The organism is Prochlorococcus marinus str. MIT 1214 (genome assembly GCF_027359355.1).
GTDB classification, from domain to species: domain Bacteria; phylum Cyanobacteriota; class Cyanobacteriia; order PCC-6307; family Cyanobiaceae; genus Prochlorococcus_B; species Prochlorococcus_B marinus_F.
Genome location: NZ_CP114777.1, coordinates 1213128 through 1234607 on the forward strand (window position 1 = coordinate 1213128; position 21480 = coordinate 1234607).

12 protein-coding genes are annotated in these 21480 nt (G+C 31.8%); 7 read left to right on the forward strand and 5 right to left on the reverse strand.

Annotation, left to right across the window (positions count from 1 at the left end):
• The 6 genes from O5639_RS06975 to O5639_RS07000 all read left to right on the forward strand — a co-directional run bounded on the left by O5639_RS06975 (position 1) and on the right by O5639_RS07000 (position 6856).
• Positions 1-2955: an ABC transporter transmembrane domain-containing protein gene (locus O5639_RS06975; RefSeq protein WP_269623831.1), complete on the forward strand. Its 2955-nt coding sequence runs from the start codon at positions 1-3 to the stop codon at positions 2953-2955.
• Positions 2956-2959: 4 nt separating this feature from the next.
• Entirely contained in the window at positions 2960-4072 is a 1113-nt protein-coding gene (locus O5639_RS06980; protein ID WP_269623832.1) for an HlyD family secretion protein, read from the forward strand.
• Between the two features lie 10 nt (positions 4073-4082).
• Positions 4083-4508: a hypothetical protein gene (locus tag O5639_RS06985; protein ID WP_269623833.1), complete on the forward strand. Its 426-nt coding sequence runs from the start codon at positions 4083-4085 to the stop codon at positions 4506-4508.
• Positions 4509-4552: 44 nt separating this feature from the next.
• Positions 4553-5107: a class I SAM-dependent methyltransferase gene (locus tag O5639_RS06990; RefSeq protein ID WP_269623834.1), complete on the forward strand. Its 555-nt coding sequence runs from the start codon at positions 4553-4555 to the stop codon at positions 5105-5107.
• A gap of 190 nt (positions 5108-5297) precedes the next feature.
• Positions 5298-5885, forward strand: a complete 588-nt coding sequence (locus tag O5639_RS06995; protein ID WP_269623835.1) for a DegT/DnrJ/EryC1/StrS family aminotransferase — start codon at positions 5298-5300, stop codon at positions 5883-5885.
• The gene (locus O5639_RS07000) at positions 5882-6856 is read left to right on the forward strand and encodes a GDP-mannose 4,6-dehydratase (RefSeq protein ID WP_269623836.1); all 975 of its coding nucleotides are present in this window, start codon (positions 5882-5884) and stop codon (positions 6854-6856) included. Before O5639_RS06995 ends, O5639_RS07000 begins: the two co-directional genes overlap by 4 nt.
• Before the next feature lie 30 nt (positions 6857-6886).
• On the opposite strand, the gene O5639_RS07005 is transcribed toward O5639_RS07000, so the two are convergent.
• The 3 genes from O5639_RS07005 to O5639_RS07015 form a co-directional block, all read right to left on the reverse strand.
• Positions 6887-8896, reverse strand: a complete 2010-nt coding sequence (locus O5639_RS07005) for a tetratricopeptide repeat protein (protein WP_269623837.1) — start codon at positions 8894-8896, stop codon at positions 6887-6889.
• Between the two features lie 163 nt (positions 8897-9059).
• Positions 9060-10901: a tetratricopeptide repeat protein gene (locus tag O5639_RS07010; protein ID WP_269623838.1), complete on the reverse strand. Its 1842-nt coding sequence runs from the start codon at positions 10899-10901 to the stop codon at positions 9060-9062.
• 921 nt (positions 10902-11822) lie between these two features.
• Complete coding sequence (locus tag O5639_RS07015; protein ID WP_269623839.1) at positions 11823-14813, reverse strand: DUF4214 domain-containing protein; 2991 nt, start codon at positions 14811-14813, stop codon at positions 11823-11825.
• Between the two features lie 624 nt (positions 14814-15437).
• Here O5639_RS07015 and O5639_RS07020 point away from each other — a divergent pair.
• Positions 15438-16397 carry a GDP-mannose 4,6-dehydratase gene (locus O5639_RS07020; protein ID WP_269623840.1) on the forward strand — a complete coding sequence of 320 codons (960 nt, stop codon included), beginning with the start codon at positions 15438-15440 and terminating at the stop codon, positions 16395-16397.
• A gap of 5 nt (positions 16398-16402) precedes the next feature.
• Here the strand turns inward: O5639_RS07020 and O5639_RS07025 are convergent, their stop codons facing one another.
• Together O5639_RS07025 and O5639_RS07030 are read right to left on the reverse strand one after the other, a co-directional pair.
• Positions 16403-20068 carry a glycosyltransferase gene (locus O5639_RS07025; protein ID WP_269623841.1) on the reverse strand — a complete coding sequence of 1222 codons (3666 nt, stop codon included), beginning with the start codon at positions 20066-20068 and terminating at the stop codon, positions 16403-16405.
• Positions 20065-21282, reverse strand: coding sequence for a class I SAM-dependent methyltransferase (locus O5639_RS07030; protein WP_269623842.1), 1218 nt, complete (start codon positions 21280-21282; stop codon positions 20065-20067). The genes O5639_RS07025 and O5639_RS07030 overlap by 4 nt, the downstream gene beginning before the upstream one ends.
• Positions 21283-21480: the final 198 nt, after the last annotated feature.

Below are 21480 nucleotides of genomic sequence, written 5' to 3' on the forward strand. Positions count from 1 at the left end.
ATGGAAAACAACATTAAAATCAACTTGAGGTCAATAGAGGCATTTCAAAATTTTGACAATTCAAGCATCAAAGAAATAGAAGAAAAAGGTGAAGTAATTAACTATCCAATTGGTTGTACTATCTGCCCACCCGATATTATTCCAAATACAATATCAATTATACTTAGTGGAGAAGCAAGACTTTTATATAAAGGGAAAACTGCCGAGCATTCTATTTCAAGATTAACCTCTGGCACTTTTATAGGTCTTCCATCTCTATTAATAGTTAAGGGTTGCGATTATGTTGCTGCAAGTTCTTCGGTTCTGGTTCTGACCATTTCTGATAGTTTAATTCTCTCTTTATATAATAAAGAAGAAAGTTTTCGAAATTGGTGCAATGAAAAAATATATATTTGTGAAGCTTATAGAATCGCAAATGATTTATATCAAAGAAATGCAAAAATCGAATTTAGTCTGAAAGATTCAGTTGAATTAATTCGCAAAAATCTAAATTTAAAAATAATTAATGACAATACTGTTTTGAATAAAAAAGAAAACAAAGTGTATATAGTAGGAAGCGCAAATATAATTGATAAGGCAATAGGAGATCTAATTTTAGTTGACGAAGTCATTAAAACTCGAGGGCCACTACCGGCTAGGATTTTTGAATTACCTCTCTCAATTTATAATAAATTCAATCAAAATTTAGAAAATAAAATAGATATTAAAAATAAAGAAAACTCAGATGTTGAGACAACGCTACCTATCAAAAATCCTGAAAATATGATCAGTCAAAGCAATGTAGATTTTGGACAATATACTGCAAATAAAGAATTCAAATTAATCAAAGCTAATGGGTTAGTGGGAGAGGCAATAGCTTGTTTGCAAATGTTAGCAGCTGAGTTAAATCTTCCATATAGATCTGATGCAATCGAAAAAATACTAAGAGATACAATTAAAAGGGGGAAAAAACCAAATATTCAACTACTAGGAAATATTACTGCAACTATGGGATTACATTCTTCTACTGCTAAAGTAAATCCAAAAGTTGCGAATAGAATTCCTAGATTATCATTGATATCATGGAAAGATAGCTTTGCATTAGTTAAAGATAGTAATGCAGAATTTTTGGAAATAGTTTCTCCCAATGAAGGAATAATTAGACTTCATCCTAATAATTTTAATGAGAATTTTGATAAAGGTTTTATAGAATTACTTTTAGTAGAGAAGAATGAGCAAACACCAGAAGAAAAGTTTGGAATAAAATGGCTTCTTCCCGTCATTAATAAGTACAGAGGGATCCTTCTCCAGGTTTTATTAGCTTCTTTTGTTGTTCAACTATTTGGATTGGCTAACCCTCTAATGATTCAGGTAATTATAGATAAAGTTATCAGTCAAAGAAGCTTAGATACCTTACAGATTTTAGGCATTGCATTGGTATTTGTTACTGTATTAGGTGGCGTGATTAGTAGTCTAAGAACATTTCTTTTTGCCGAGACTACCAATCGAATTGATACTAGACTTGGTGCAGAAGTAATTGATCATCTACTGCGTTTACCATTAAATTACTTTGATGCCAGACCAGTAGGTGAATTAGGGAGCAGAGTTGCTGAACTTGAGAAAATCAGAAATTTTCTAACAGGTCAAGCTCTTACAACACTATTAGACGCAGCATTTTCATTGATATACATTATTGTAATGGTAATTTATAGCTGGTTATTAACATTAATTGCTTTAGGTGTTGTCCCAATTCAGATAATACTTACCGCAATAGGCACACCATTAATTCGAAGACAAATCAGACAAGTAGCAGAAGAAAATGCAAAGACACAAAGTCATTTAATAGAAGTTATCACCGGAATTCAAACAGTTAAAGCACAAAATGTAGAAAAAGTTAGCAGGTGGAAATGGCAAGAGAGATATAGTGAATATATATCTAAATCATTTCAAAAAACAATTACGGGAACAGCTCTTGGGGAAACAAGCCAAGTTTTACAACAATTATCTCAACTTCTTGTTCTATGGATAGGTGCATCACTTGTACTAAATGGGCAATTAACTTTAGGACAATTAATAGCATTTAGAATCATATCTGGATATGTTACTCAACCATTATTAAGACTAAGTACTATTTGGCAAAATATACAAGAACTACGAGTTTCTTTTGAGCGTCTTGCTGACATTATCGATACCCCTGAAGAAACAACAGAATCTGATAGAGCAAAAATTCCATTACCTAGTCTCGAAGGATCTATTCAATTTGAGGATATTTCTTTTCGTTTTAAACCAGGTAAACCTAATGTATTAAAAAATATAAATTTAGAAATTAAGCCAGGACAATTTGTTGGAATAGTCGGACAAAGTGGTAGTGGAAAGAGCACATTAATGAAGTTATTACCTAGACTATATAAACCAAATACAGGAAGAATAAAGATAGATAGTTACGATATCGATAAGGTTGAACTCTATTCTTTACGTAGACAAATTGGAATAGTTCCACAAGAACCTTTATTATTTGCTGGAACAGTTAGTGACAACATTGCACTCACAGATCCCGAAGCTGCAAGTGATGAGATAGTTAACGTAGCTAAGATTGCTGATGCTCACGATTTCGTAATGGATCTTTCAGATGGATATAGCACTAATATTGGCGAAAGAGGCGCTGGTTTATCAGGAGGTCAAAAACAAAGAATTGCTATTGCCAGAACTTTATTAAGTAATCCAAAACTTTTAATAATGGATGAAGCAACTAGTGCTCTAGATTATGAAACAGAGAGAAAGGTTTGCGAAGGTTTGAGGAAGTCATGCAAAAACTCAACTGTTTTTTTCATTACTCATAGGTTAAGCACAGTACGTAATGCTGATTTAATTGTTATGCTTCACGAAGGTTCGATTACAGAAATGGGAACTCATAATGAATTGATGGCTCTAAAAGGTAGATACTTTGCTCTTTATCTTCAACAAGAATCTGCCTAAAATCATGAATAAAACTAAACTGAAATTAAAAGATCTCAAAGATAAGTTCCGGGAAAATATTGCTTCTAAAAGACAAGATTTTTCAGATTTATTTGAGAAAGTAAAAATAAGTCTAGAAGAGAAAAAAAATAAATTTAATCTTACAAAAGATATACCTAAACTCTCAGGTTTAAATGAAAGTATTCAAGAGAAACTTTATAATATTTTTGAAAGTCTTCCGAACCAAGTTGTATTAAGACAATCTCGATTTTGGTCAAGAGCTATTACATGGACATTAATAGGAGGAACAGCTTTTTCAATCAGTTGGCTAATGATTGCTAAAACAGACGAAGTTGTAATCGCATTAGGCAAATTAGAGCCAAAAATGGGAGTAGTAGATGTACAAATGCCACTTGAAGGAATAGTAAGTGAGATATTAATTAAAGAAGGTGATAGGGTTAAAAAAGGTCAAGTATTAATTCGTTTAGATACTAAAATAACAAAAGCTAGAAACTATGCTCTTACTAAAAATCTTGAATTAAACGAGCTAGTAATTAAAAAGCTTAGTTATCTAGTTAAAGAGGGTGCTGTGTCTGAATTACAATATTTACAAAAAAAAGCTGAAACTGAGGGGCTTAGAAGCGAACTAAACGCAAACAAAGTAACTCTTTCCTATCAAGAAATAGTTTCACCAATAGATGGAACAGTTTTCGAATTAGAGCCAAAAGGTCCAGGTTTTGTAGTACGAGCTAGCCAGCCAGTAGTAAAAATAGTTCCTGTAGATAATTTAATCGCAAAAATAGAAATTGATAGTAGGACCATTGGTTTTGTAAGACCAGGAAGTCAAGTAGAAGTAAGTATCGACTCTTTTCCAGCAAGTGACTTTGGAGTACTAACTGGTACCTTAACTAGCATAGGATCAGATGCCTTAGAACCATCACCACAGCTAGGTAAAGGCTTTAGATTTCCCGCAAAAATAACCCTTGATAATCAATATTTAGAATTAACATCTGGCAAAAGACTACCTCTTAAAGCTGGAATGAGTCTCAATGCAAATATAAAACTCAGAAAAGTTACTTACATTCAACTTTTACTAAATAATTTCACAGACAAAGCTAAATCATTACAATCTATATAAATTTATCAAAATGAAAAAGATCTTTTCAAGTAAAAGTCCAGGCAAGCTCCTGCATATTATACATTACTTTAATGATATTAATGAAAGGACAAATGTAGCTCCTGAAGATCAATACATTCAACTAGCTACAATGAGGATGGATTCAGGTAAAACTTTCGCACCCCATAAACATATATGGCGAGATCAGTGTAATCAAAAAACTATTGCACAAGAGTCATGGGTGGTCATCCAAGGTTCTGTATGTGTACATTTTTATGACATAGATGATACTCATCTATGCGATGAAATAATAGAAAGAGGAGACTGCTCTATCACTTTTGAAGGTGGCCATAATTATACAATAATTTCTGATAATACGGTCGTATATGAATACAAAACAGGGCCATATTATGGCGAAAAGAAAGATAAAGTCTCAATAAATGATCATAGAAAATAATCTAATTAATCGATTTAATTGCAAATCAAAGTCAATTAAATAGCATGATAAAACTTCATCTAGGTTGTGGAAAAAGATATCTTGAAGGTTATCTGCATGTGGATCAATCCAAGTATAAGCATATTGATTATGTTAAGCCTATTTATCCATTACCTTTTATAGAAAATGAATGTGTTGAAGAAATTTACTGTTCACATGCATTAGAGTATTTTGATTTTAATCAAGCTATTCTAGTTTTAAAAGAATGGAAAAGATGTTTAGCAGATAAAGGAAAACTTAGATTATCAGTTCCTGACTTTGATCAATTACTGAAGGTATATAATTCGAAATCATATGATATAGATGCAATTATTGGTCCCTTATTTGGGCGATGGAAAGGGGATAAGGGAGAATTTATTTATCATAAGACTGTATATACTAGAAAAAAAATTGAAGAAATACTTATTCTTTCTGGTTTTAAATCAATTGAAACTTGGGACCCTTTAGATTTTTTTGGGATTAACAAAGAAAGTTTTGATGATTACTCAAAAGCTTATTACCCACATTTAGATTTTATTAATGGAATTCCTCTCAGTTTAAATATTTTAGCTGCAAAATAAATAATCATTTTTTTTGTACTTATAACTTATATTGCTTCATTATTAACTGATCTATAGTGTTAAAAATCATTTTGAGACTATTTGCTTAGAGTCTGCAAAATCATTAAAATTTATATTTATTAAAACATGCAAGCATATATCTGTTAGATTCTGATTTAAATTATTGATAGATGAATAGCTAATAGTTTTTATGTTTAAAGTAGTTGAAGATTTTGAAAAAGCTATTGCAGATTTTTATAATGCACCTTATGCAATTGCAACAGACTCATGTACTCATAGTATTGAACTATGTCTAAGATTAAAACAAGTAAAGAATATTACTATTCCAAATAGAACATATTTATCAATTGCGTTTCTACCAGCAAAGCTAAATTTAAAATGGTCTTGGGATAATGCTGAGTGGTTGAATTATTATTACCTGGGTAATACAAATATTATAGATGCAGCTGTTTATTGGAAAAAAGGAGGATATATAGAAAACACATTCATGTGTTTAAGTTTTCAGTTCCAAAAACATTTAAGTCTAGGAAGAGGAGGAATGATCTTGTGTGATAACCCAGAAAGCCACAGATCCCTTAAAAAAATGTCATACGACGGTAGGTCGCCAGGGATACCCTGGCGAGAGCAAAAGATAGACACAATTGGATATCATTACTATATGACACCTGAAACTGCTAGTCTTGGTCTTAACAAGTTGAACGAAGCAAAACAAAAACATCCAAGACAATGGGCATGGGAAGAATGGCCAGACCTTTCTAAACTAGAGGTATTTAATTGAAAAAAGCATTAATTACTGGAATAAGTGGACAAGATGGTAGTTATCTATCAGAACATTTATTGGATATTGGCTATGAGGTTTTTGGAATAATTCGTCGACAATCAGTTGCTGAGAATCAAACTTATAGAATAGAAAAAATAAATGAGAAGATCTCTACTGTATATGGAGATATCATGGATGAGCAATCACTATTTAAAATTTTATCCGAAATTAGACCTGATGAGATATATAATTTAGCCGCTATGAGCCATGTAAAAGTTAGTTTTGAAGTACCAAATTACACGATAAAATGTAATGGCTTAGGAGTACTAAATATACTAGAAGCATATAAAGAAATCTGTCCAGAAGCCAAGTTTTACCAGGCAAGCTCATCAGAAATGTTTGGAAATTCTATTGATCCTGATAATTATCAAAGATTAACCACAAGCATGAATCCAACCAGCCCCTATGGATGTGCTAAAGTATTAGCTTATAATTTAGTAAATCATTATAGAAATGCATATAAACTACATGCATGTAATGGAATATTATTTAATCATGAATCACCTAGAAGAGGTATTAATTTTGTAACCAATAAAGTGATAAAAGGAGCCGTTCAAATTAAAAAGGGTCTAAAAAACAAGTTGGTTTTAGGCAACTTAGACTCAAGTAGAGACTGGGGTCATTCTTACGATTATGTACGAGCAATGCATTTAATACTTAATAATGACACCCCAAGAAACTGGATAGTATCAACAGGAGAAAACAGAACCGTAAGAGAATTGTGCGATTATGTTTTTAATTACCTAAATCTAAATTACCAGGATTACATAATTCAGGATAAAAAATATATGAGGCCTGAAGAATTAAAATATTTAAGAGGAGACTCGCATGAAATTCGTCAGAAACTGGGCTGGAAGCCGAAATATTCATTTGAATCAATGATTAATGAAATGATCGAAGCGTGGATAGAGAGATTAGATAATAAATAATTTATATATTTTACCGCATCCTTATAAAAATTACAGTTTAGATAATAATTCAAAATAGACTTGCTCTAAATTTCTAGTTGCTTCATATGAATTGAATAAAACATTATTTTTTCTTTCATGTTGTAATAAATTTTTGATCTCTTCTAGTCTTCTTGGATTCTTAGCCAAATTAATAACTATATCTTCATATTCCTCTACTGACTTTGCAATTAGTTCGGAAAGTCCTAATTCAAATAAAAAGCTAGAGGAAATTCTTGCCAAAAAAGTTTTACCTAATAATGAGACCACAGGTAAACCTGCCCACAATGATTCGAGAGCTGTTGAAGCAGCAGTAAAATTAAATGTATCCAAAAAGATATCCGCACATAAATGCCTAGATAAATGATCAATATCATGTTCAACCCTATTTGCAAAAACTAATTTATCTAAGCCCAAACCTTTTTCTCTAAAAAAGTATTTTATATTTTCGTTAGCAGTAGTGTTACTACTACTAATCCAAAGGATAGCGTGAGGTATTTGTTTTAAAATCCTAGACCATGAGTCAATAACTAAAGGAGTAATTTTAAAGCTATTATGAAAAGCTGCAAGAACGAATGCATCAGAAGTCAAACCAAATTCTTCTCTCTTAAATTTATTTGATGGAACTACTTTTGTATCATCAAAACATATGTATGAATGTTTTTTATATATGACTTTCTCGGAATAATACTGAGCAAAATTATGAGGAAGGGTAAACTTATCAGCTATGATATAGTCCATTTCTGTCGATCCTGTAGAAGCCTCATAGCCAAGGTAACTTACCTGAAGGGGTGCAACACGATATGAAAAAATAGGCATCCTATTATTCTTTGTATAACCCATTAGATCGATAGCTATATCTAACTGATCATTCCTTACTAAATCTACTGCTTCAATATCTGTTAAGTATTTAATATTCCTATAGTAAGAACATGAATTTTTTAATCTTTCGGTATAATTGTCCTCTATATTAGATAGAGAATATACATAAATACAAAACTTAGACTTATCATGTAATTCAAATACACGAGCTAATAACTTCATAACAGGATGATTATGAAAATCGGCTGAAAAATATCCAATATGAATCTTATTTTTTTTAACATATTTCATTTTTTTTGAATAGCGTATAAATTTCTTATCAAACAAATTCAAAACTCTTAAAAGATAACTACTTGGATCATCTTCTAAGTGAGCGATATGAAAAGGATAGATATAATCATTTGTTTTTCCCAAGTTAGGGACGTAGGAAATATACTTTCTTATAGTTTTAAAATCGCAAATATATGACGAAGAATAGATTAAAGATGCTATTGTTTTCTGATTCTCTGGATTGAGTTTTAATGCATTTTTAAAATAATTAGTTGCTAAAAAATAATTACCTTTCTCAAAATAAAGCTCTCCTAAATTATGGTAAGCTAATGCATAATTTGGATTAATCTCTATTGATTTTAAAAATAACTTTTCAGCCGCATCAAACTTAGATGCTTCTCTAAATAAAGAACCTAAATTATTATTAGCTTCGAGATGATTAGGATTTATTTTTATTGCTTTAGCAATAGATAACTCTGCCTCCTTTACTTTCCCTAAATCTCTAAGTATATTTCCTAGATTAAAGTGTGAGTCTGCAATATCAGGATTTAATTCAATCGATTGATAAATTAATAATTCTGCTTCTTCCAGCTTTCCTTGATCTTTTAATATATTAGCTAAATTTGCATAAGCTTCAGGACTATTAGGAAACAAACGAATCGACTGCTCAAAAAGCTCAATTGCTCTATCTGTTTCCCCCTTTTGTCGATAAATCGCACCATAGTTTGAAAGGACTCGTGAATCGAGATAACCCTGATCTAGAAAGTATTGATAATATTTTGCAGCTTCTAAAATATTACCCTTTGCATGAAATTGAAATGCTTTTTTTATGATTTCTAATTGATTAGAACCTTGAGAAAAGTTAGATATTTTTTCTTTTGAATTAAATCTTTGTTGATTTTTCTTTCCTTCATTCTTAAAACCTTTCATTTTTTCGCTTAACAAGCATCTAGCCATTCAAATTATACGCTATCGATAGTTGAATACTTTATTGATATAAATTACTTTGATGTACCTGATTATTTTCAATTTATAATTGAATTTGAAGCAAGAATGAATCTTAAAAAATAAAATGAATTAATACTATCCTAATCTAAGGTTGATATAAGTATTTTTGAAATAGTAATGACAGGCATTCTGGGGACAAGTGCGTATTATCGCACATATAAAGATTATTATTTTGGCCATCATTCCTAGATGTTAATGAATAAACATCCAAGAAATAAGACCCTCTAATTAAAACTTCTTTTTTAAGAAATGAATTATATTTTTTGATTATATCGATTCTTATGATATCTAATTCATCAAGTAGTTCTTTCTTTATTAGTGGTGCAGGAACACCAAAATAATATCTTTTTGAGTAATTTTTAGATAATAATATTTCCATATAATCAAGGTAACCTTTAATCGTTCTCTCACATACTCCCGAAAAATCTTTACCCTTTGTGATTGAGTAATGAAGTATGCCTTCCTCTTTTCTACAATCTATTTCTCCAAAGGAAATAAATATTTGATCACTATAAGTATTTTGATTAATCTGTTGATTTAATGAATCTTTCCATAGATTATTTTTATTATTAGCAAAATGCCATGCTTTTGCACCAGTTATTAATATAGGTTGAATATATTTACTTTCTGATTCCAAATTTAATGATTTATATGCAAAACTTAAGCAATGACTCTCTCCAATGTGGGGTATCTTTTTGTTTGATAAACTTTGACTTGGATTATTCAGTTTAGAGCATAATCTAGAAATAAAATGAGCGAAATTAGAAGTATGATTTCTATTAATCTTATTTTTGATTAAATTGAGACCTCCTTGCTTTATTAGTTGATGACATCTATTAACATGAGTTCTAGATTGGGAAATTTTGCCCTTCAATAAATAAGCAATAGAAATCTGTATTTCAGCAATTGACCTATCTCCTATATTCATTAATTTCATAGCAAGTGTTGATTTAGATAAATGAATCAATTCATCCAGCTTGCCCAAATCAGTTAATATGGTTGCCAAATTCAAATGAGCATCAACAAAGTTGGGATTAATATTAATCGCCTTACGCATTGCTATGTAAGCATCATTTAATTTGCCAAGATCTCGATAAATAGAGCCAAGTCCGGAATATGCTTCAGCAAAATTGGGATTTAGTTCAATCGCTTTATTAGTTAAAATCTCGGCGTCTTCAAATTTAGCGAGATCTCTTAAAATTGTTCCTAAATTAAAATGAGCCATTGCATAATTTGGCTGCAATTCAATTGCTTTTCGAGTTGATAGGACTGCTTCATCCAATTGCCCAAGCTCTTTTAGAATTGATCCCAGATTGGAATGAGCAATTGCATTATTAGGACTTAACGTAATTGATTTGCGCGTCAAACTCTCTGCTTCATCCAATTGCCCAATCTCTCTCAACATATTACCTAAATTCATGTGAGTTATCGCATCGTCTGGTTTCAACTCAATTGCTTTACGCATACAAGTTTCTGCTTCCTGTAAATAACCAAGATCTTTCAAAACATTTCCTAAATTTGAATGAGCTTCATACAAAAATGGATTTAGTTCAATAGCCTGACAATATAGGGTTTTTGCTTCTTCTAATTTCCCATATTCTTTTAGAATGCCTCCCAAATGCACAAAAGCTAGATCATAGTCCGGCTTGATCTGGATTGCATTTCTAATCAACTCTTCAGCTTCTTGTAATTTACCAAGACCCTTTAATATGATTGCATAATTGGAAAAAACCCTATGATCCTTAAACCCGTTATTTATAAAATATTTATAGTATTTAGAAGCTTCTGAAATATTACCTTCAGAATGAAACTTAAACGCTTGATTTAATATTTGATCTTGAGATATCTCAGTATTAGCTTTAATCGAAATATTCTCCTTCGTATTTTCTAAATTAAATGGCACTGAAAATATTTTAACCTCAGCCAATTTCTTATTTTCTATATCATTTTGGTCAGTTTCCTCCAACTTATATCACAAATAAATAATGATATTGTACTACTAATTCTAATGCTTGTTAACAACTTATGAAATCGTTTTTTAAATTTAAAAAGAGATGAAAAATCAGATCTTTAAATTATTTAGGCTGAGAAATAGACTAGTGAAAGAAAAATACTAAAACATATAAAGGTGAGATAAGATTTAAGCAATCTCAAATCCAAAAATAAATCGTGAAAAAAACAAAAAAGTTTATTACACGTTTCCAAGAATAGTTCAGGAAAATTACTTTTAATAGGGGGGGCAGGATCAAATGTATGTCATGGATAGTAACTATTGAGAATGAATAATACTTCTATGCGAAAAGAAATTTACAATAAAGTTAGAGTTCAACAAAACGAATAAATATCAAGTTTCTCAAAATAGGCTTTTATCAAAGAGATGTATCTAAACCAGATAAATAGTCTGCATTATTAAGCGTATTGCATGCATCAAAATACTTCTCTATAGAATTATGTTTAATTCAAAGAAGAGGGTAAAACATATCTAAAATTAAACTTAATTATAATAAGCAAAATATTTTATTACTAGAAAGATTAAAAAATATTTGAACTAATTGAATACCAAATAGATAACTAAAGACTATTTATAAGTGGAAATAGAGTCTTAGCACAGCTGATGAAATATTAGATTTGATATTATATTGATTGAACTTTTCAATAAAAATATACATTATTTGGAAGACTAAAAACATAAAACTTCAGAGAATAGATTTGCCTAGCAAAACCTTAGTCAATAGATCATAAAAAGACTTTTTAAAAAAGTACTCAAAAAAGAAATACGTCAATATTAAAAAACAAAAAAAAGCACCCCATAAATGGGGTGCTTTTCAAAAAGATTAGAATCTGAAAACTATGTCACAACAATAGTGTTAGATCCAGCTGTTGTAGAAACTTTGGAGATACCAGTGAGTCCTTCAAGTGTAATTACATCAGCAGTTATGTCAGCTGTAGTTGCATCAGTACCGTTAGCAGAGTCCATGATGAGGTAAGTGTTACCACCTGCTTCAATAGCTCCTACTTCAGCAGAGTTGTTGGCATCTAAGAGTTCAAAGATGTCAGCAACTTCGGAAACAGCATCGATTTTTGCAATCGCATTACCAGCAAGAGTAATGAAACCATCACTTACACTTGCAGTAAGTGTGTCTGATCCTAGTCCACCGCTAATTGCGCCTGACACATCAACACCAGATGCGGCAGCGATATTAGTCGTAGATGGGATGTCGAATACATCAGCCACGCCAGCAGCACCAGTTTGGTAATCAGTCATCTTCTCTGAAGATTCACCTGAATCAGACAACGTGATGTCGATATGATCAGAACCGGAACCACCAGTAATGATGTCAGCACCAGTACCCGGATCGAGGGTGTCATTACCAGCTCCACCACTAATTGTGTCAACTCCAGTACCACCGCTCAGTACGTCATTACCAGCTCCACCAGTAATTGTGACGTTTCCGTCTCCGGCTGTAGCAGTAATAATTCCTAGGAAGTCAGATCCATCGATCACTGCATTAGTACCTTTAACAGTTCCCAGATTGATGTTGTTATGTAGGGCGGCAGTGCTTGTACGTGGGTCTAATTCACTTGTAAGAACAATCTTTCCGTTAGCTGCAACAGTGATGTCTACTCCAGCAGTACCAGCAGTACCAGTACCAGTAACTGAACCAGCAGAACCTTCAGTGAAGGACACAGTGTCCACAGTTCCTCCAGCAGCAGTAGTTCCAACAACCACTAAGTTAAGAGTATCGATGTTTTCTGCGTTAACAGCATCTCCACCTAATCCAGCAGTCTTTGTAGTTGCAGCATCTTCACCCTGTCCACCGGTGAGGTCTGCATTACCAACAAGTCTGACTGTCGCAATATTATTACCAGTGTCTACAGCTGGATCGATGTCTAACGCATCTCCACCAGAAGTAGCAGTTGAGTTTGAAGTACCTGTTGCACCAGCATTTCCAGCTTCTTCACCAATGATTGCGCCTGTTATTTCCAAGATGTCTTCGTTGTTCATTGTCGCATCTATTGCATCAACACCAGCGTTTTTAGCTGTTCCGAAGTCAGCTACATTGACAGCTGTAGAGTTTAAAGGACTAGAGATAATAACGTGATCAACAGAAGTGAACGTATTGAAATTCACAGTCATATGATCATTTGCCTTACTTAGCTTGAGAATCTCAGCATTCTTGAAATAAGCGAAAGTGGTTTTATCAGTTGCATTAATTGTTACTTCATCTCTTGAATCAACAATGTCAGCTGTACCAGCTCCTAAATCAATGCTGTCAGCAGAAGTGATTTCCGCCCATTGAAGTGCACTAACTGTGTCATTACCAGCACCAGTGTCAATAGTCACAACACCTTGGTCAATGTTGACTACGTCATCACCACCATTGGTAGTCACAGATATAGTTGCTCCTGTAGTAACCGCATCTATATCAATTGTATCTTTTCCTCCAGCACCAGTTGCAGTAAAGGTGTTGTTAGCAGATGTTAGGGCTTTAGCTGTAAATGAAGTTGAACCAGTATTAGTGATATTGACAACTGCATCTGCCTTGAACTCAGGGCCAGCTGTAATTGTCAACGCTTCACCACTACCAGCCAAGTTCAAGGTAGCTACGTCAGTGGCTGTTTGAACAATGTCAGCAATTGTGGTGGTATTAGTTGTTGTTGAGCCAACAGTAATTGTGATGGTCTCTGCGTCTTCTGGAGTAAGTGTTCCTACGAATTTTTCAGCAGTAACAGAAAGTGTTTCAATCCCAGGAACTGTAACGTCTGTAAGATTGTCTTTTAAGGTAATGGATGTGCTGTCTGCAGTACCAGTTACTGAGTCATAAGTAAGAGTGGCTTTAGTAAATGTGTATGTAGACATATTGGTATCCAAAGTAACTGCGTCAGTTGTTTGAATACCTTGAACTACAAGGGTTGTACCGTCTGCTACTACATCAGTACCTGTAAGAGTGAATGAAGTTACAAGCTTGTCACCACTATCAAGATCGATAGTTAAAGTCTTAGCGTTAACACCAAGAACTTCAATTGCTACCTCTTCTGTATTAGTAATTTTAGGTGCAATTGTTGTCGTGCTCGCTGTGATTCTTGCATCAATTTTGTCAGTACCAGCCCCACCATCAATAACGTCTGCTGAAGTCAGCATTCCAGTAGTTAAACCGTAAATAACATCGTTACCAGCACCAGTTGTTAAAGCAGCAGTGGCACTTGTTGTATTAACTACATCAGCACCTGTAGTAAGAGTGATTGACTTTCCAGCAACAGCAGCTGTAGGAACACCATTTGCTGTGATTGTTGCAACGCTTGCAGCAACTCCTGCAGCTGTATGAGCAGTTGTTCCGTCAATACCTGAAAGATAGCTGATTGCTTCAGTAATATTTACACCCTTAACAAAGGTTGTACCTGTTGATTCCGCTTGATAAGCAAGGATCGCAGCTGTTGATTCTTTTACCTTTGCTGTGTAAGCAACAGCGGCATTTGTTCTATTAGTTAAAGCAGTCTTATCGGCAGAACTACCAGAATTGTTTTGAGCAGCCCAGATTAAATGCGTAGCAATTTCAGCTACTTTCAAATTGCCAAGATTGATTTGCTGAGTCCAGTAAGTTAATCCGGTTACATCTGCTTCTCTGTCAAAAAGATTTTTATAAATCTGATTAACTTGTGATTCAGTACTAAGGCTGCCATATGCATCTTTGAATTCTGCTTGTGCATACATATCAGCCGCAAATTTAGACGTGGTGATCCCTTTTTCTGTCCAGTAATCCAGACCTGTGGGATCAGCAGCACGTCCAAAATATGCGACGTATAATTCTTGAAGTTGAGTGCTAGTCGCGTTGGCCATTTTGTTAAGGGTTGCGGAAGAAAATAAGTGTTTAAGTTAGGGATCTCCGCAGCTAAAATGCGGATATCTGTGTTTGGTCCGGCACTATAGCTCAGACGAAACAGAATCAGTAGAAATATAAGGCCAATTCCCCAATGCGTACAGTAACCAGCACCAATAAACCTGAAATCCAAACATTTTATTAACAAGAAAATTGATACTTGAATAAAAAATAATTACATGAAAAACAAATCAATGGATCCCAAGCTCCCAAAAGCCGATTCGGTTCAAAACTACTGCTAGGAAAGGGATGTCAATTAATCTATAGGGTGGGAATTTATCCAATTTTTATCATCCATCAGAAAAATTTCAATGATTTTCACCAATAGGAAAAAAGTTCATCGATGTATCAAAAGATCCAGAATTAAAAGTGCACACCAAATACGAATAACTGCAAATACTTTCAAATAACTACAAAAAAACAGGTCCCAAAAACAAAGAAAAAATGTGATCAGACAAGTTTATTGTGACAAAAGTTACTTTGGTTTTTCATGAACCTGCTAAAAATAAGAGGTATAAATCCATGAAAAAAGGTTGTATATTTAGAGCCAATCAAAGAAAATGATCTAATTGCGAGGAAGTTTCTTGACTTCAAAAACAGCTCTGGTTTTTGGATGGAACGGACAAGATGGTTCTTTGATATCAAAATCGCTTCTAAAGAAAAACTACAAAGTAATCGGCTTCTCAAGAAACAATTTAGATGATACAAATAATTGCGTTTCGAGAGATATTTCAAAAGATATTCAAATAGAAAAAGGAGATTTAAAAAATTACGAAATCATTAGTAAATTAATTGAAAGTAACCAACCGGAAGAAATTTATAATTTAGCCGCGCAATCATCGGTCGGAAAGTCCTTTACAAATCCAATCACTTCAATAGAGGGGATAACAAATGGAACATTAAATATTTTAGAAGTTGCAAGGCAACTTAATTACGATGGTAGAATATTCTTTGCTGGTAGTAGCGAAATATATGGGGAGACTAGAAGAGGGGCGGATATTAATTACAAACAAAACCCATGCAGTCCTTATGGCATAGCAAAACAGACAAGTTTTAATTTAGTAAAATTATACAGAGAGCTATATGACATAAATTGCGTAACAGGTATCTTATTTAACCATGAATCTCCTCTGAGAAATAAAAATTTCGTAACTCATAAAATCATTTCAGAAGCCATTCAATGTTCAAGAAATAAATCTCATAATTTTAAGATAGGAAATCTAAACATATCGAGAGATTGGGGTTGGGCTGAAGAATACGTTGAAGCAATGCAACTGATTAACAGAGCTGAAAAACCTAAAGACCATATAATATGTACTGGAATATTAACTAAACTTGAATTATTTATAGAAACAGTTTTTCTCAAGCTTGATTTAAATTGGAAAGAGCATATCTTATCCGATCCTAGTTTATTTAGGAAAAAAGATATTATCCAAAGCTATGGAAATCCTAGTGATTTAGAAAAAGATCTCAGATGGAAAGCAAAAGTACATATAAATGAAATAATTGAAAAACTAATTGAAGATAAAATTAATAAATTATAGTTTGTCTATATATTTATTTCAAGAGACTTAATCATTGAATATAACCTTCTAGCTAATAAAGAGAATTTTCTATTTGAGATCTTTTTAAGTCTTTCATTTTCCAAGATAGATCTTTTTTTATTGAAAGACTTTTTCTCAATGACATACTTAATAATTCCTTCAGCAATATCTTCAGGATTAAAGCCTTGACAGACATCAACCAAATCTAATACGTCATTGAATATTGAAGATGGAGTTACTAAAACTGGTCGATTAGAGGCAAGACCGTGCCGAACAGAAGCACTAGAAGATTCTTGTGATTCTTGATATGGAAAAACGACCGATTGATATTTTGAAAGAATATTTAAAGTTTCGATATCACTCATGAATTTATTATTTATGAAAATATACTTAGCCAAGTTTAATTCATTTACCAATGAAACCAATTCTTCATAGACATAAAGATAATCCTCACTATAAATAGCTGAATAAATATCAAGATATATATTTATATTTTTTTTTCTCAATATATTAATAGCTAAAATAAGTTGTTTGAAACCTTTATTTGGTAAACAAAAACCATAAGAAGCAATTCTTATTTTGTTTTTCAATCTAAATGATCTTTTCAAAGGACTAGAATTATTTTGATTAGGCGAGAAATCTAAAATTCCATGAGGAAATAAGCTTACATTGTCTATCAAGCCTTGACCTTTTAATCTATTTAAGTCATCAATAGTATGGACTAAAATCCTATCACACTTTTTTAAACTATTAATTAACTTAGATACTTTTTTAGATTCATTATTTACGGGAGCAATCGTAGAATGCATTATTATGATTGTATTAATTCGGGCTTGAGATAATAAATTTATAAGATTATGAAATCTATCAAAATCAAAGAAGCTAAAATTAAATTGAATAATTATCGAAGTAATATTTAATGATTTAATGTTATCTATGAGAAGACTGAAGTCATCAACTTTAGAATCTATATTCCAGCTAGGTATTATCTCATAATCATTCTTTATATTGTTATTTGAGGATTCACTAAGAGGGGTAAAAAGAAAAATTTTACCAGGAAGAAATTCAAGTAAATGTTTCGTATAGGATGCGATACCACATCTGCTATTAAATGTAGAAATAAAACCTAACCTAATTGAAGGATCAATCTTAGTAATGAATTGATCTTCAACAAATTGCTTATTCTTAAGAGCCACATTATTCCAAGTCATTTTTTCAACGGCAGACCTTGCTGCTATTGTTTTTTTTCTAACCTCCTCTTTGGGAAGTATATAGACCTCCTTTATTAACTCGCCTAAATGTAAACAAGAAGGTTCAGCCCAGCAAGAAAAGTCTAATCTGAAATGTGATTTAGATTGTACAAATTGATAATCAACCAACCAACTATTTTTACTATTACAAAAATCCAATTGTCCTCCCCAATTTGTAGTAATTACTGGAACTCCTATTAACATTGCCTCCGCTATTGGCAATCCAAATCCTTCGCCTCTACTTGGAGCAACTAAAAGATCTGATTGTTTGTATAAAGACTTAATTTGACTATCATTCAAATCATCCTTAATTAAAATTACATCGGGGAAATTAGAATAGGTTTGTCTAGCTTGTTCCAATATCGAATCAATCTTATTATGTGGATTATCAAAAGTCTTTACAATCAAAGAAACATCGTCACTATCACTAAATGAATTAGCATAAGCTTTTATTAAAATATCTACACCTTTCCTTGGAAAGCAAGATGAAATATGTAAAATTTTAAATTTCTTAGCTTTAACTTTGAAATCTATTGTTGATTTAATATTCTTAAAATGATCTAATCCCAATCCAGATACTTTAATTGGTAATTGCACGCCATTATCAATAAGTATTTTTTTTACTTGCTCCGACATAACAGTCATACCCTGAAGATTAGCATTGAAATCGTTAACCCATTGAGACGGGAACTCCGACTCTTCCCAACCATAAGAATGCAATAAATTAATTACTCCTTTTGCATCATTAACTCTGGGAGGATATAGATTGCGGCTACAAATAAAAATACTGTTTTTACTTTCTATGGACTTCTGATATAGTTTATTAATCATTTGATTCTTCTCTAAAAAATCTTGATCAGGTTGATAGTCTCCTAGACCTTCCGTACAAAATAGTTCAACATTTTGGCCTAGATTTTCCATAGCTAAAGCAAAATTTTTATTTAGAATTGCTAGACTATATGAAGAATCAAATGGACCTTCTATCTTCCAGGTAAATTGATCAGTAATTTTGGATCTTCTTAGAAGTTCAATTTTCTTTGACTGATTATTAATTATTGAAATAGCTGAAGCTAATGACTTCAAATATCGAATTTGAAGCTTATTCCTATGTTTTACTAGTGGACTTTCTCCCAGATTTTCTAATAATATATGATATTGATTCTTTATTAAATAATTAAAATTAGATTTATTTTTATCTGATAAACTTGATTTACTATCAATTACTTGTTTCAGTGATTTTATTGTCTTTATAGAGGTTTTTTTCCATGAATAGTTTTTCCTTCTTTCTTTAGAATTGGAACAAATAGATTGATAAAATATATTATCTGTGAGGCTTTTTTGAATTAAATATGATATCTCTTTCACATTGTAAGGATCAAAAAGAAATCTCTGATCTCCAAGAAGCTCAGGCAAGCTAGTTAGATTAGAAGCAATAACAGGCGCACCACAATGCATTGCCTCTAATACTGGTAATCCAAACCCCTCATGCAATGAAGGGAAAATCAGCAAATAGCAAGTACGATATAAATTAGCGAGTTCAATGTCAGTTATGAAGCCAAGAAAAACAACATATTCTGGGGGCAAACCAAAATTAATCATCCACTCTTGAATTAAAGATTTTTCCTCATCTGTATAAGGTCCAGTCAATACTAATTTATGTTTAAAGATCAGTTGTACAGGAAGTGAGGCATAAGCTTCAATTAATCGAGATAAGTTCTTTCTGGGATCAGTAGCCCCACAATATAATAAAAATTTTCCTAAATATGCTGTATCAACATTTAAATTAGAAACTACTGGCGTGAATTTATTGTCATTGCAGGCCGCAGAAATATTAAATATCAAATCAGATTTTATGTCCAAATATTGATTAGCTTCTCTTAGAGAAGATTGAGAAATAGCAAGCAAGCCATCTAAGTTTGACAATTCTTCAATTTTTTTCAAATAAAACAGTTTGAATTCCTGATCATTATTTAAATACTGATCACTATGAATTAAAGGTATTAAATCATATATAATTGATACAATGGGTGGTAATTGAAAAGACTTGTCATGACTTACTAAAGTATTATTTCTAAATCCATCGAAAAAACTTGTAATTAAAATAATGTCAGCATTAATTAAAGATAATGCATAACTTCTTAACTGAGTTGATAACCAAAAACTTGAATATTTCCCAGAATAAGATTCGTTAAGGTCTCCAACTGTTGGACATTGAAAGTAAGTTAAATTATAGTTTTTATTATTTAATTCATCAATAAAATCATTTCTCAAATCAAATAAATTAGAATTAGTAAATAAGATATATTCATTCTTAGGATAATATTTGATTAGTGCTTTTGTAATTTCTAAACAATATCTACCTATACCTCTTTTACGATTTCCATCAATTTGTAATCCCTGTAAATCAATGACAATTTTCATAACTTAATATCTTTATTTAAATCCACAAAAATTTTCTTAGCTTCTTCCGAAGTATTAAAATAAGAGTCTAAGTTTCTTTCATGATTTACAACTAAGTCATAATCTTCCTTTAACTTTTTGCTTTTTCTTACAAGTTTATATTGACAAATTCGGTAGCCAAAGTTATCAATCTTTTTCTCCAGATATCTAAGAAGAAAAAAAATAGATTGAATTTTATATAATTTTTTTATGGTAACTATATATAGTTCTGTATTAATAGAAAAATTATATAAACTTTTATAGATTTTTTTTGATCTGACCATCAACCTCCACATTTTTCTTTTTAATTTTATTATTTTCTTAACAAACTTAATTAAAAAGTTCGTATGATATATTCTTCGTAGGAATAGTATTTGCCTTTCTAACTCTATAATCCTTCTTCGCAATGTAAAAATGGCTTCATCATATTGTGCATATCGATTCATGGTTAAATTGTCAAAATCTATTGCTGCTTCGAGTGTTGTTTGAGCTAATCTCATATCTCTTTGTATCAGGTTAACATCATCGAAAATAGAGTTATTTCTCAAATTAGACTTTGTCGCTATTAATACGAGATCTTGAGCAACTCCATTGAGTATCTTGGTCAATTTATCAGAATCAGAATATTGCAATGGTCCGCCATTAATAAAATAATATTTTTGTTGAGTAAAGCCAGCTCTTTTGACCATAAAAGCTAATAAATCAGGATGTATTGGAGTTATATGAGTAGGATCAATATGAAAAGATTTAGTCGAGACTAGAAGGTTATCAATACTAGGAGTCTCTAGAAGAAGCAAACCATCAGGCTTCAAAATTCGTTTAGCTTTAACAAGAATTTCTTTAATTTTTTCATGCTCCATATGCTCAATAACATGAAAAGCGCTAACTATAGAAAAACTTTCTGCAGAAAATTCATCTAATAGCGATAAAGCATCTCCCTCTTTAATAATTAGATTGAAATCCTTGGATTCCTTAACCATCTCACTGTCTAACTCAATACCAATAGACTGAAAACCCCTAGCATTACATTTCTGAATCCATTCACCTCTACCAGAGCCTATATCTAACAGAGAAGGATCATTATCTATATTTAAAACATAATCTATTAAGCCATCATAATTTGAAAGAATTTTAATTATTTGGCTTCTACTCCCACGAAATGTATTCTCAAATTCTTTATAAAAATCTGAATCCATAATACTTAATTAATTCAGTTTTAAAGTTTAAAATTCATAATAGTTGCTACTCTCTACAATAATTTTATACAACTTGATTATTACTCATAGTACTCCTAAAAGGAGAGCAATTAGGGAAATTCCTAATTGAATGAAGAAGACTTTGAACCCATTGTACTATTATTGAAATACAAAAAATGAATCATACTAAAACTAACA